Raw genomic sequence first — 12,480 nt, forward strand, 5'->3', positions numbered from 1 at the left:
GAGAAGTTCGGGGTCGCTGTTGACGAGGAAATCTTGCAAGAAGTGGATGAACTGGTTGATGAGTGTGACGATCTCGGAGTCAGCCGCTCCGAGATCGTGGAAGCGATCCTCACAGCATTCGTTCAATCCGAGTCAAATCACGTTAAACGGGTGCGAGAAATCATAATTCGGAAACGAAAAGGCACTCTCTAACCGGCTCTAAACGTTGTGCACCTAGTGCACGGATTTCTAAGCAATTAGTCTGCTATAATAGTAATAAACTTGACTGTAGCATGTGAAGAGTTCTATGACACGCTCGACGAGTCGGGCTACCAACACTGGTTCTTGAACGACGAACGATGGGAACTGACGGAGTCGACGCTATCAGCACGCGATGATGAGTACTTCCTCCATCTCGGCTTTCGGAGGCCGAAACCCGGAGATTCCGAAACGGATGCCGCCGAGGACAGGACAGTTCTCGGGGTCGACCTCGGGATCGAGAACCTCGCAGTCACCAGTACCGCACACTTCGAGTCCGGTCGGGAACTACTTCACGAGCATCGCCAGTTCGAGCAGGTCCGTAGTGGTTTGCAAGCGACTGGGACACAGTCAGCCCACCGGACTCTCGACCGTCGTGGAAGCCGTGAAAAACGGTACAACCGAGACTACCTGCACAACGTCTCGACCCGTATTCTCGCGGAAGCGGTGTATTTCGAGTGTACTCACATCGCGTTCGAGAACTTGAAGCATATCCGCGACTCGCTACCGAAGAAACGGAAGTTCCACCAGTGGGCTCACAGGCAACTCGTTCAACTCGTCCAGTACAAGGCCGAGGCTCTCGGCATCGCTGTCGAGTTTGTCCCGCCGGCAAACACGAGTCGGCGTTGTTGTGAGTGTGGCCACACGAGTGAGCGGAATCGAATCACACGCGACCACTTCACGTGTACACAATGTGGGGCCACTGCGAACGCGGATTACAACGCAGCAAAGAACATCGGCTGGCGGTCTGTCCGTCGCGGGCTACAGGACTCGCGACGGACGGGCGACGGTCAACTCGCCCTGAAGTCAGGGACGGTGAAACCGAATCGGGGGTTCGTCCCCTACTCCGAGCAGGAGATCGAGGTAGAGTCCACTGACAAACCGATCCCGACTGCAAGCGAGCGGGCAACTGCCCCGAGCGAGTAGGGATCGGTCGTTGATATTCCGGCCTAGGTTTTCACGCAACTCGACCGCTGAAAAGTTCGGCCTGCGTTCGATGTCCACGCCTCCGTTTCGTCTGTGCAATCCACACTCTCGTGACCGCCGCCGTTCCAGAGCCCTTCATAACTACCCCGCAACTACTTGCCGTCGATTTATTAGTTCGGGACCCATTGCCGTGGATGTCAATGATTCACGGGAACGGACCGCTGCTCAGTATCGACGTGGGGGACCGAACGACGACGGAGGAAGACATCGACGACGTGCTCCAGTCGTTCATCGGGGGCCGGGGTGTGGGGACGAAACTCGCCCACGACCGGATTCCGTTCGACGCCGACCCGCTCGGGCCGGCAAACCGGCTGGTGTTTGCGACAGGGCCGCTCCAGACCTCACAGATGAGTTTCACTGGACGGATGAACTGTACGGGGCTCTCGCCGCTGACCGACGGCCTGCTCTCCTCGAACGCGGGCGGGTTCATGTCTCGGCCCTTCGCCGACACGGGCTACGGGGCGGTCGAGATTACGGGTGCCAGCGACGAACTCGTCGGCCTGCACGTCCGCGACGACGGCGTCACCTTCGAGTCGGTGCCGGACCTAGAGGAAGCCGAGACCGACGAGGTCATCGACTACATCGAGGACGAACACGACCTGGGGATGGAACACACGGCCATCATCGGCCCGGCCGGGGAAAACGAGGTGCGCTTCGCATCCATCATCACGTCCGAGTCCCGCGCGTTCGGCCGCGGGGGCCTCGGCGCGGTGCTGGGGTCGAAGAACATCAAGTTCCTCACCTTCGACGGCGACTCCCGTCCCGAGATCGAACTCGAGGACGACGTCGTGGACGCCGTCCACCAGGAGGCGGCCACTTCGGACAGTCCGATGAAAGACGCCGGAACCGTCTCGGTGTCCTCTTACGCGAACGCCGTCCAGGCCGTCCCGACGAAGTACTTCGAGGAACTGTCCTACGACGGGATGGAGTCGATCGGCTCTTCGGCCGTCATCGACCACAAGTACAAGAAGGGGACCTGCTCGTCGTGTGCGTTCGCCTGCAAACTCCCGACCAAAGACGAGGAGAGCGGCCTCACCACCGAAGGCCCTGAGTGGGAGACAGTGATGGCCTTCGGGTCCAACGCGCTCGTCGACGACTTCGTCGAGATCATGAAGGCCAACCAGCGCTGTGACGAACTCGGACTGGACACCATCTCCTGTGGCGATACGGTGTCGGCCTACCTCGCCGCCAACGACGAGTTCGGCAACGTCGACCTGATCCACGAACTCGTCGACAAGATCGCCTACCGCGAGGAGGAGGGCGACCTGCTCGCGGAGGGGATCGACCGCGCCCACGAGGAACTCGGCGTGGAGAACTGGACGATGAAAGGCATGGAGTTCGCCGCCCACGACGGCCGCACGCTCAACGGCCAGGGACTGTCCTTCGCCACCTCGAACCGCGGGGCCGACCACATGTACGCCGAGGTGTACAACTACGAGTACCCGCTCGTCGCACCCAACGAGGCCATGGAGAAGGAGGGCGTCGCGGGCAAATCCGAGAAGATCATCGAACTGGAGAACCTGAACGCGCTGAAAGACAGCGGCGTCCTCTGTAAGTTCTCCTTCTCGAACATGAGCGAGGAGCGCTACGAGGCGCTGTTCCAGGCCGATTACGACCAGTTGATGGACGTGGGGAGCCGCATCGTCGAGATGGAGCGCCACTTCCACAACAAGCGCGGGAAGGACCGCGCCGACGACGAGGCACTCCCCTACGATCTGGAAGGACTGTCGGCGGAACTGTCGAACTACTACGATCTGCGGGGCTGGAACGACGACGGTACCGTGCCCGACGAGACGGTCGGTGGGACGTCGGCGGCCGGCGACTGACTCCTCGGTCCGTTGCAGGAAGCTTATGCCGGGGGTTCGCCTACGCCCGGTACATGACCGCCGAGACGCCGTTCTCACGTCGACGATTGCTGCAGTCGGGCGCTGCGCTCGGAGCGCTCGCGCTGGCCGGGTGTTCCGGCGGCGGGTCGTCGACCCCGACGAACCCGCCGATCGGGACCCGGGGACAACGGACGAACACGCCGACGGCCACCGAGACCGAAGTTGGGTACACGACTGCCGACGGGCCCGAACCGACGGCGCGCATGGGCGAGGTCGTCGCCGACGAGAAACTCGCGCTGGTCGTCGAAAGCACCGACAAGCAGACGGTGGGCGACGAGGCGTTCCCCTCGATCGAACTCCGGATCAAGAACCGCACGTCGGGTGAGTACCTCACGTTCGACAACATGCGGATGCACCTCCGCGACGACGAGGGGGACCGGTACCCGCGACGGGTGTTCGGCACCGACGCGGGCGCGGAGGTCCGCGCCGAGCAACTCGCTCCGGGCGAACTCGTCTGGGGCCGGATCCTGTTCCAGGCGCCGGCCGACGCGACCGGTCTCAGCGCCGTGTTCACGTTCGATTCCCCGGCGATCTCCTTCGACCGCGTGACCGTCGACCTCTCGGAGACGAACGACGAGGGCGTGACGCTCGAACAGTCACTCGACGTCGTTACGTACGACGTCGGCGAGACGGTCACTGACGGCGGGCTGTCCGTGACGGTCGATGGCGCCCGCGTCGCCGAGAGCATCGGCGGGTCGGGTGCCGGCGAGGGGCGGGTGTTCGTGGTCCCGAAGATCACCGTCGAGAACGGGACGGACGAACCACAGACCGTACGGACGATCTATCACACGAGCGTGAAAGACGGCAGGGGCCGAGCCTACGGGATACAGGACGACGCGAGAGACGCGCTCTCGGACGGGTTCCCCCGCTCGAAACAGATCGCGGCGGGCAATTCTCGAACTGGTGAGATCCCCTACGCCGTGCCCGAAACCGCGGGGTCGCTCCACTTCGTCTTCGACTTCTCCATCGATTTCGACGGGTTCCGGCGGTTCTGGGAGCTCTAGTCGGTGGGTTCCTCCCCGTTCTCGGCTCGACCGTACGTCGCCGACCCGTCGCGGCCGTCCGCCGCGTTCTCGTCCCGGTCGCCGTCGAGCCACGGCGTGTCCTCGCTGTCGCCGCCGGTCTTGTAGACGCCGCGCGCGGTCGCGACGTGGTGGTCCTCGACGTCGTGGACCTCGATGCTGGCGACGGCGACGTTCCCGCCCATCCGGAGGACTTCTGCCTCGGCGACGAGGTCGTCGGTGGCCGGCGCGAGGTAGTCCATTCGCATGTCGATGGTCGGCGAGACGTCCTCGTTGAGCGAGATGACCGCCGCGCCGCCGACCGTATCCGCCAGCGAGTAGGTGACGCCGCCGTGTGCGACCGACCCGCCGGGCACCGACGACAGTTCCTCGCGCATCTCGACGCGGCCCTCGGCGTAGCCGTCGCCGGCTTCGGTCAGTTCGATGCCCAGCAGGTTCGTAAACGGCATATACGAGAACAGCTCGGTGACGTCCATACGGACACATTCAATCACTGGGAAATAAGGGTTCAGAACACGAACCGGATTTTACCAGACGAGTGGCGGGGTGTGCTATCGGGGGCCACGGAGACGGGGCCGACCGCCGTTTCGCCACGGGCCGGGGAGAGTATGACACCATCGCACGCGTTCCACGATCGACAGCCAGTACGGGCACCTGCCGAGCAGTCAGCGATCCGACCGTCGCGGCCGGGGGGCAACGGATGACGATGCGGTATTTCACCTTCACGCTCATCCCGCTGGAGGACAGCGATTTCCATCCCACGATTGCCGCGCTCAAGGAGGACCCGGACATCACGCCGGAGCAGATGAAATACATCAGCCTCCGGGAGGACAAGACGGGGGTCGTCCTCGTTGGCCTCCGGGGGGACGAAGCCGCGGCCGAAGCCGTCTTCGAGGCCCACCCGAGCGCGCTCGACTGGGAACTGATCCCCGGCGATTCGGGCTTTTACGCCTACGTCCACTTCGACGACAGCGACCCCGCGGTCGGCCTCCTCCAGTTGCTCGACGACTACCGACTCGTGCTGGACCTCCCCCTCCAGTTCACCAGCGAGGGGTGGCTCCGGGTCACCGTCATCGGTAGCGACGACAACATCCAGGAGGCACTGGCCAACGTCCCCGACTCGATCAAGGCCGAGGCCACGGAGATGGGGACCTTCCAGCCCGACGACAGCCGCGCGGTCGCCGGCCTCACCGAGCGCCAGCGCGAGGTGCTCGAAGCCGCCGTCGAACTCGGCTACTACGAGGTGCCCAGGCAGGCCACCTACGAGGAGATCGCCGAGGCCTGTGATTGTACCGTCGGCACCGTCGGCGAACACCTCAACCGTATCGAAGCTCGCATCATCGCGAGTACGGTGAACTGACGGGACGATCGTTCGTATCGAAAGGGTGGATGGGGAGAGGGGTTTCCGGGGTCCCGAGCGCCGAATCGGGTCACGGGCGACGAGAGGGGACTGTCCGGTCAGCGTGGCGTGACGCTGTGACCGGCGCTCGGGTGACACGTCGATACTCCTAGTTCGATGGGTGATCGAGCCGTCGGGACCGGTGATCAACCACTGGTGGCGTTTCCACCTCCACGTCGAGTAGAGCGCCAGTAGCACCGTAGTTATGGAGTGGTTGGCGCTCGCGACCACGACGGATTCCCTCGTAAGTCGCTCCTAGGACCCTGGTCGTGTTCCATCTGGTCTACCAATCGATTCCTTCGTGTGTATCGCCAGTTTCGACTATCGCGCTGTCGACGTAGGCGAGGTGGTTGGCGGCGTCCTCGACGGCGTCCATCGCCTCCTCGAGCGTGACGATGAGTTCCCGGACGACGAGCGCCGCCGGCGTCGCCTCGTCCGCGAAGGCCGCCGAGAGCAACTTGTCCCGCGCCGTGTCACAGGCGGATTCGAGCCGTGCGACGGTCGACACCTGCGACCCGATCGCCGTCTCGATCCCGGAGCCACAGAGCGCCGCCCGAACGTCGCCCGTCGCGTCCACGAGCGTTTCCGTCCCCTCGACGACGAGGTCGGCCATCCGCACGAAGTCGGCGCGTTCGGTGTCGGTAAGCGCCGGTTGCATCGCCGCCAGCTCCGCACAGAACCGCTCGGCGTAGTTGGCGATCTCGTCGATGTGTGCGAACAGTTCGAGGACGCTCTCGGGCTGGAAGTACACGCCCGTGAAGTTCGGCGGCATCGAATCGCCCACCGTCGTCCGGATCTCCCCGAGAAGCGCGTCACAGTCCGACTCCAGTCCCGACACTCGTTGACATTCCCGCTGGAAGGCGTCCTCGTCCGTTCCGTAGCATTCGATGACGACCGGCACGCCCGCCGTACACGTCAGGACGGTGTTCAGATACCGGCTGCTCAGGTCTCGGAACTGCTCCCGGAACGCGACGGTCTGCGTATCAGACATCAGACACGAGTATCGGTCCGCCGGGGTAGTCGGTTGCTATGAGTGCTATATGCGGCTCTACACCCGTATCGAGCGTCTACCGTGAAAGAAAGGCGAGTGGTGTGTGACCGACAGTCTAGGGCAGCTGGAACTCGATGGCCGCGCCGCTGCCACCTTTTTCCGCTCGGGTCACTCACTGCGCTCGTGACCACTCGCGCAAAAATCTGGATCAAAAAGCGGCCACTCACTCCGCTCGTGGCCGTCCAACTGACTCGTTCAGGGCAACTGGAACTCGATGGCCGCGCCCTGACCGAAGCCGACACATTCGGTCGCGAGGCCGAGTTCGGCGTCGCGCTTGTTCATCTCGTGGATGAGCGTGACGGGCAGGCGGGCACCGGAGGCACCGAGCGGGTGGCCGATGGCGATTGCGCCGCCGTTGACGTTGTAGATGTCGTCGTCGAAGCCGAGTTCGTTCTGCGAGTAGACACACTGGGAGGCGAAGGCCTCGTTGAGTTCGACCAGATCGTAGTCCTCGGGGTCGCGACCGGTGCGCTCACAGAGCCCGCGCGTCGCGGGGACCGGGCCGATCCCCATCACTGTGGGGTCGACGCCGGCGACGTTGTTGCCGCCGATCTCCGCGAGGATGTCCAGGCCGTGATCCTCGGCGAAGTCCTTGCTCGTGATCATCGTCGCGGCGGCCCCGTCGGAGACCTGACTGGCGTTGCCGGGCGTGACCGTCCCGTCCGCCTTGAACACGGTCGGCAGTTCGCCCAGCTTCTCGGCGGTGGTCCCCGGGCGCAGGCCCTCGTCTTTCTCGACGGTGATCTCGTTGCCATCCTCGTCGTGGCCCTGGATCGGGATGATCTCGTCGTCGAAGCGGCCTTCCTCGGTGGCCTCGACGGCGCGCTGCTGGGACCGAGCGGCGTACTCGTCCTGGGTCTCACGGGACACGTCGTACTCCTCGGCGACCTTCTCGGCGGTCATCCCCATGTCGAGTTCGGCGACGTTGTAGTCGTCGTTCATCCGCGGGTGGACGTTCGCGGTGTTCTGGCCCATCTTCACGCGGGACATGCTCTCGACGCCGCCCGCGATGAGTACGTCGCGCTGGCCGGCTCGAATCGCGTCGCTCGCGGAGATGATCGACTGTGCCGAGGAGGCACACCAGCGGTTGATCGTCGTCGCGGGGACGGACTCGCCCAGGTCCGAGAGGAGCGCGATGACGCGCGCCAGGTTGTTGCCCTGCTCCCCGCGCTGCTGGGCACAGCCCCAGAGGAGGTCGTCGACGTCGTCGCCCGAGAGGCCGGTCTCGGCGAGCATCTCGTTGATCAGCGGGATCGACAGGTCCTCGCTGCGAACGTCCGCGTAGACGCCGTCTTCTTTGCCCTGGGGGGTTCGGTAAGCCTGCACAACGACAGGTGTGTTCTCTGCCATACCCACCCAATCACGGTCCATCATGTTAAATGCCGTCGAACTGGTAACACCTGCACTAACAGTTGTCTCGCACGCCAGACCCGGTGGTGTCCCGGATACGAGCCGCTTTACCGGTGTTAATCTGAGATAAGTAGAACCTAACAACCGACGAAACGATCCGTGGCGTCTGGTAGGGGCTCTCTCCCATCCTGCGGTCGAGTCCGGGGAGCTTATATCCGTCGCGCGGTAACGGTGGTGGGAATGAGTAACCCGGAGCTGGACGTCGTCGAGTTCCTGCTTACGACGGCCGTGTACAATGGGGATCGCGATCTAGACGAGGACGACCTGCCGCCGGCCTACCGGCAGGTGTTCTGGAGCGACGGCCGCATCGAACGACCGCTGTCGGCGACCGGGGGAACGACCACCGACGCCACCGGCGTCGAGCGGCCCTGGGACGCCGTCGGCGACCTGATGTTCACCGACCGGGACGACTTCTCCGGCGACATCGAGTTCACCGACCAGGAGCTGGCCGAGGAGTGGTTCCTCGACCGCGCCGACGAGGAGCGCATCCGCGGGAATCCCACGCTCGCGGCCGAGTACGGCGCGGAGTTCGACGTGACCCACGCCGAGGCCCGCGAGGCCAACCGGCCGGCCCGCGCCGACCGCGTCTGGATCGACAGCCTGCTCGACGAGTACTTCGACGACGAGGAAGAAGAGGAGATGTTAGACCTCGTCGACATCCGCGCGCCCGAGGAAGTCGAGATGACGATGGACGACCTCGTGTTGACCGGGGACCAGGAAGGCGAGATCCACAAGATCGTCAAGGCCATCGAACACCGGGATTACCTCGCCCAGATCGGCCTCCGCGAGATCGGGAAACTCCTCTTCGTCGGGCCGCCGGGGACCGGGAAGACCTCGGTCGCCCGCGCGCTGGCCCACGACCTCCAGCTCCCGTTCGTCGAAGTGAAGCTGTCGATGATCACCAGCCAGTACCTCGGCGAGACGGCCAAAAACGTCGAGAAGTCCTTCGAGGTCGCCCGCCGGCTCGCCCCGTGTATCTTCTTCATGGACGAGTTCGACTTCGTCGCGAAGACGCGCTCGTCGGACGAACACGCCGCGATCAAGCGCGCGGTCAACACCCTCCTGAAGAGCATCGACGACATCAGCCTCATCGACGACGAGGTACTCCTGATCGGGGCGACGAACCACCCCGACCAGCTCGACGCGGCGGCCTGGCGGCGCTTCGACGAGATCGTCAACTTCCCCAAGCCCGACCGGGGAATGCGCTCGGACATCCTGCGAGTCGTCACGCGGGAGATGGACATCATCGACTTCGAACCGGACGAACTCGCCAAGATCACCGAGGGCCTCACCGGGAGCGACCTCCGTCTGGTGCTCCGGGAGGCCGTCCTCTCGGCGCTGACCGAAGAGCGGACCACCCTCACCCAGCAGGACTTAGAAGACGCCGTCGCCGACTTCGAGGAACGGGACAACCTCAAGAACCTCGACATGATCGACGGCGACGCCGACGCCCTCGTCGCCGGCGGCGACATCTCCGGCGGGAGCGACGACGCGGACCACGCCCACGACGGCCACGACCACGATCACAGTCACGACGGCGAGGCGGACGACTAACGCGGCCGAAGGGTCGGGCTTTTTCTCCGCTCGGTCGTATCCGATACCTGATGGAGGTCACGCTGCTGGGGACCGGCGACACGACCGGGACGCCGACGCCGGGCTGTACCTGTGACACCTGCGAGTACGCCCGCGAGCACGACGTCGAACGGACCCGCTACTCCGTGCACGTCCGCAACGAGCGCACCGGCGAGTCCCTGCTCGTCGACGCCAGCCCCGACTTCCGCTATCAGTTCCTCGAACGCGACGTCGACCTCCCCGACGCTGCGATCATCACCCACATCCACTTCGACCACCTCGACGGCCTGGGCAACACCTACCGCCTGCTCGGCTCGCTGCCGGTGTTTGCCGCCGACGAGACCGACCCCGAGACGGGCGAGAGCGTCGCCGAGACGGTCGAGCGCCGCTTCGACTACCTCGACGCCGTCACGGTTCACGCACAGACCCCACTCGAACCGTTCGAGACCTGCGGGTTCGAGGTGACGCTGCTGCCCGTCGAGCACCCGCCCCTGGTCTGTTACGGGGTGGTCATCGAGGACCCCGAGACAGGCGCGAAGCTCTCGCTGACCGGCGATACGAACTACGGTATCTCCGACGCCGCCAGGGACCGACTCCGGGACGCCGACCTGTTGCTGGCCGACGGCATCGTCCCCGCCCACCTCTCCGAACACCACCCGCTCGGCGGAAAACACGAGGATGACGCGGGCGTTCCCCGGACTTTCGGGACGAAACACATGACTATCGAGGGTGCCCAGTCGCTCGGTATGGAACTGGATGCCGCCGAAACGCGGGTGGTCCACGTCTCACATTACGTGCCCGTCGACGAGGCCTTCGAGGAACCGCTGGCCGTCGACGGGGAGCGCTACGAGCTCTGAGTCGCCAGCCGATGCTTCCCGAACGACCACAGCGGATTTGTCGCTCGCGTCCCCAGTAGTGGCGATGACCGACGCCGACGACCTGCCGGCGGAACACCCAGTGCTCGCGACGGCACTCCTCGCCGTGGTGGGTGTCGTCGGGTACGCCGTGCCGACGGCGCTGTTCGGGCGACCGGTCGAACCGGTCCCGACCGCCGCGTTCGCCGGTGTGTTCACCGTCCTTTACTGGGGACTGATCGCGCTCGACCGGTACGTGCCCGAACTGGACCCGCGATAGCGACGCGAACGCTTATGACATTTCCTGACGTACGCTGACAAACACGGACAGACAATGCCGATCAGACTCGACTCCCCCGACGGCGATGAGACGCCGCCGGTCACGCCCGGGACGAACGCCCACGAACTGCTGTCGGTCCTGCTCGATCATCCGGACATGGGGTTCACGCCGAAAGAGCTGGCGGACCTCACTGACGTGCGCCATTCGAGCGTCCACAAGACGCTCGCACGACTCGAGGAGAAAGGGTTGGTTCGGAACCTCGATTCCTACTGGGCGATCGCCGACGACGTCGCGGCGTCGCGGCTCGGGAACGCGGTGAGCCTGCGACACGTCGAAGCCGAATACGGGGACGACGCGTACGGCGAAGACGACGGGTGGGTCGAAGACGCCCCTGATCTCGGCGAAAACGCGTAACGGTGGCGTATGCTCAGGGAAGTGTCGTCCTTGCACCGACGACGTTCAAAAGCGGGATTCGGCCGTATCTGGTGGTTTCCAACGCGAATCGACCGTTCTTCGGCGATCGATACACGGTTGCGGTCATCACGTCCACGGAACGCGACGAGGCGGTGTCGCTCACGCGCGAGTCACTGGCCGAGGGCGAACTCAAGACGTATCCGAGCTACGTGAGTCCCTGGTCGTTACACGTCTTCCCGGATCAGGAGATCACCAAACGTGTTGCGCAGGTCGGCGAGGCGACGATGGAAACCGTCGCCGACCGTATCCGTGCCATCACTGCGGTACTGTGACCCATCGTGGCGTTCCGGTACCAGTCTCATATCGATCGTCCCGCTAGTCGAGAAACCGATCCAGTCCCGACTGTCGGCGCTGTCGCCCCTCGGGGTCGGCTTCCCACGGTTGTCGCCGCGCTCGCTCGGCCGGCAGGTCGACCTCGGGCGGGTCCGCCGGGTCGAAGCCCGCACACGCTTCCCCGCACTCGCTCGCGGGGTCGACCAGCCGACCCTTCCAGGCGCAGAACGGGAGCCCGTCCGTCCCAAACCGCTCGCCGGCCTCGGCTTCGGCGCACGCGGGCATCTCGTAAGTGCGCCAGCCCTTCCCGTAGGCGCGCTCGGCCACCCGCCGTCTGTAGCGTGCCTTCTCGGCGGCGGTGATGACTTCGACGTCCGTCCGCGCGGTTCCGCGCTCGACGATGTCGACGCCGGGGTCGTCGGGGGTCAGCGGCTCCGGCTCGCGGATCACCTCCCGCTCGCCGCTCTCGGGGTCGAACCGCCAGACGCCGATCTCCTCGGGGATGCGGTTCAGGTGCGCGCCAGTGACGTACGACGCCGTCGCGAGGACGACCGCGTCGAGCAGGCCGAGGCTCACGTCCTTTCTGAGCTGGGTCTGCAGGTCCCCCGGGCGAGACAGGTCCGGCTTGTTCTCGATGCCGACGAGTCGCCCGAACCAGTCGTCGGGGTATCGCGCCGTCTGGCGGACGTAGGTCCGGCCGCCGCGGCGCTCGCGCTCGAAAAAACCGAGTTCGACCGCCCGCTCGACGACGGACTCGGCGCGGTCGGGGTGGATGTCGAAGGCGTCCTTCCAGTAGCACGCGCGGCCGGTGCCCACGTCGCTCTCGATGGCGGGCGCGGGAATCCGCTCGGGCGTGACGGCGGCGCGGTCGGCGAAGGTCGGGCCGGGTTCGACGACGAGGAGGTCCATGATGCGCCGGCCGCGGACCGACGTGCCGAGCTGGCGGCTCAGGACGGCCTCACGGGACCGTTCGAGGCGGGCCGCCAGCGCGAGTTCGAAAGCGAACTCCTGCACGCGTAGGGGCAGGGGCGGCCG

At 65.0% G+C, this 12,480-nt stretch carries 11 protein-coding genes and 2 pseudogenes; 9 read left to right on the forward strand and 4 right to left on the reverse strand.

Going from position 1 to position 12,480, the window contains the following annotated elements; translation table 11 throughout:
• Window positions 1-297: 297 nt before the first annotated feature.
• From E2481_RS10225 to E2481_RS10235, 3 genes and pseudogenes are all read left to right on the forward strand, one after another.
• Window positions 298-1,164 (forward strand): annotated as a pseudogene (locus tag E2481_RS10225) (RNA-guided endonuclease InsQ/TnpB family protein); the annotation flags it as partial.
• A 200-nt stretch (window positions 1,165-1,364) separates the two neighbouring features.
• A complete protein-coding gene (locus E2481_RS10230; protein WP_136717040.1) occupies window positions 1,365-3,050 on the forward strand; it encodes an aldehyde ferredoxin oxidoreductase family protein in 1,686 nt (561 codons plus the stop codon).
• Between the two features lie 53 nt (window positions 3,051-3,103).
• Window positions 3,104-4,114 (forward strand): DUF4352 domain-containing protein, encoded by a 1,011-nt coding sequence (locus E2481_RS10235; RefSeq protein ID WP_136717041.1) that lies wholly within the window; start codon window positions 3,104-3,106, stop codon window positions 4,112-4,114.
• Window positions 4,115-4,227: 113 nt separating this feature from the next.
• On the opposite strand, the pseudogene E2481_RS10240 reads toward E2481_RS10235, so the two are convergent.
• Window positions 4,228-4,608 (reverse strand): annotated as a pseudogene (locus E2481_RS10240) (PaaI family thioesterase); the annotation flags it as partial.
• Between the two features lie 224 nt (window positions 4,609-4,832).
• Here E2481_RS10240 and E2481_RS10245 point away from each other — a divergent pair.
• Complete coding sequence (locus tag E2481_RS10245) at window positions 4,833-5,492, forward strand: helix-turn-helix domain-containing protein (protein ID WP_136717043.1); 660 nt, start codon at window positions 4,833-4,835, stop codon at window positions 5,490-5,492.
• A gap of 322 nt (window positions 5,493-5,814) precedes the next feature.
• Here E2481_RS10245 and E2481_RS10250 read toward each other — a convergent pair whose 3' ends face one another.
• Entirely contained in the window at window positions 5,815-6,522 is a 708-nt protein-coding gene (locus E2481_RS10250; RefSeq protein ID WP_136717044.1) for a DUF47 domain-containing protein, read from the reverse strand.
• Window positions 6,523-6,777: 255 nt separating this feature from the next.
• Window positions 6,778-7,932: a thiolase family protein gene (locus E2481_RS10255; RefSeq protein WP_136717045.1), complete on the reverse strand. Its 1,155-nt coding sequence runs from the start codon at window positions 7,930-7,932 to the stop codon at window positions 6,778-6,780.
• Between the two features lie 240 nt (window positions 7,933-8,172).
• Here E2481_RS10255 and E2481_RS10260 point away from each other — a divergent pair, with 240 nt between their 5' ends.
• From E2481_RS10260 to E2481_RS10280, 5 genes are all read left to right on the forward strand, one after another.
• Complete coding sequence (locus E2481_RS10260) at window positions 8,173-9,546, forward strand: ATP-binding protein (RefSeq protein ID WP_136717046.1); 1,374 nt, start codon at window positions 8,173-8,175, stop codon at window positions 9,544-9,546.
• Window positions 9,547-9,596: 50 nt separating this feature from the next.
• A complete protein-coding gene (locus E2481_RS10265; RefSeq protein ID WP_136717047.1) occupies window positions 9,597-10,421 on the forward strand; it encodes an MBL fold metallo-hydrolase in 825 nt (274 codons plus the stop codon).
• Between the two features lie 64 nt (window positions 10,422-10,485).
• A complete protein-coding gene (locus tag E2481_RS10270; RefSeq protein WP_136717048.1) occupies window positions 10,486-10,698 on the forward strand; it encodes a hypothetical protein in 213 nt (70 codons plus the stop codon).
• Between the two features lie 54 nt (window positions 10,699-10,752).
• Entirely contained in the window at window positions 10,753-11,112 is a 360-nt protein-coding gene (locus tag E2481_RS10275) for a MarR family transcriptional regulator (protein ID WP_136717049.1), read from the forward strand.
• A gap of 2 nt (window positions 11,113-11,114) precedes the next feature.
• The gene (locus E2481_RS10280) at window positions 11,115-11,444 is read left to right on the forward strand and encodes a type II toxin-antitoxin system PemK/MazF family toxin (RefSeq protein ID WP_136717050.1); all 330 of its coding nucleotides are present in this window, start codon (window positions 11,115-11,117) and stop codon (window positions 11,442-11,444) included.
• A gap of 43 nt (window positions 11,445-11,487) precedes the next feature.
• Here E2481_RS10280 and E2481_RS10285 read toward each other — a convergent pair whose 3' ends face one another.
• A complete protein-coding gene (locus E2481_RS10285) occupies window positions 11,488-12,459 on the reverse strand; it encodes a DUF5787 family protein (RefSeq protein WP_136717051.1) in 972 nt (323 codons plus the stop codon).
• Window positions 12,460-12,480 lie beyond the last annotated feature (21 nt).

This window comes from Halorientalis salina (assembly GCF_005049285.1).
Classification (GTDB): Archaea; Halobacteriota; Halobacteria; order Halobacteriales; family Haloarculaceae; genus Halorientalis; species Halorientalis salina.

Excerpts from the sequence above, each read along its gene's own strand:
- E2481_RS10230 (WP_136717040.1), top strand. The coding sequence starts at position 1,365 with ATGATTCACGGGAACGGACCGCTGCTCAGTATCGACGTGGGGGACCGA.
- E2481_RS10235 (WP_136717041.1), top strand. The coding sequence starts at position 3,104 with ATGACCGCCGAGACGCCGTTCTCACGTCGACGATTGCTGCAGTCGGGC.
- E2481_RS10245 (WP_136717043.1), top strand. The coding sequence starts at position 4,833 with ATGACGATGCGGTATTTCACCTTCACGCTCATCCCGCTGGAGGACAGC.
- E2481_RS10250 (WP_136717044.1), bottom strand. The coding sequence starts at position 6,522 with ATGTCTGATACGCAGACCGTCGCGTTCCGGGAGCAGTTCCGAGACCTG.
- E2481_RS10255 (WP_136717045.1), bottom strand. The coding sequence starts at position 7,932 with ATGGCAGAGAACACACCTGTCGTTGTGCAGGCTTACCGAACCCCCCAG.
- E2481_RS10260 (WP_136717046.1), top strand. The coding sequence starts at position 8,173 with ATGAGTAACCCGGAGCTGGACGTCGTCGAGTTCCTGCTTACGACGGCC.
- E2481_RS10265 (WP_136717047.1), top strand. The coding sequence starts at position 9,597 with ATGGAGGTCACGCTGCTGGGGACCGGCGACACGACCGGGACGCCGACG.
- E2481_RS10270 (WP_136717048.1), top strand. The coding sequence starts at position 10,486 with ATGACCGACGCCGACGACCTGCCGGCGGAACACCCAGTGCTCGCGACG.
- E2481_RS10275 (WP_136717049.1), top strand. The coding sequence starts at position 10,753 with ATGCCGATCAGACTCGACTCCCCCGACGGCGATGAGACGCCGCCGGTC.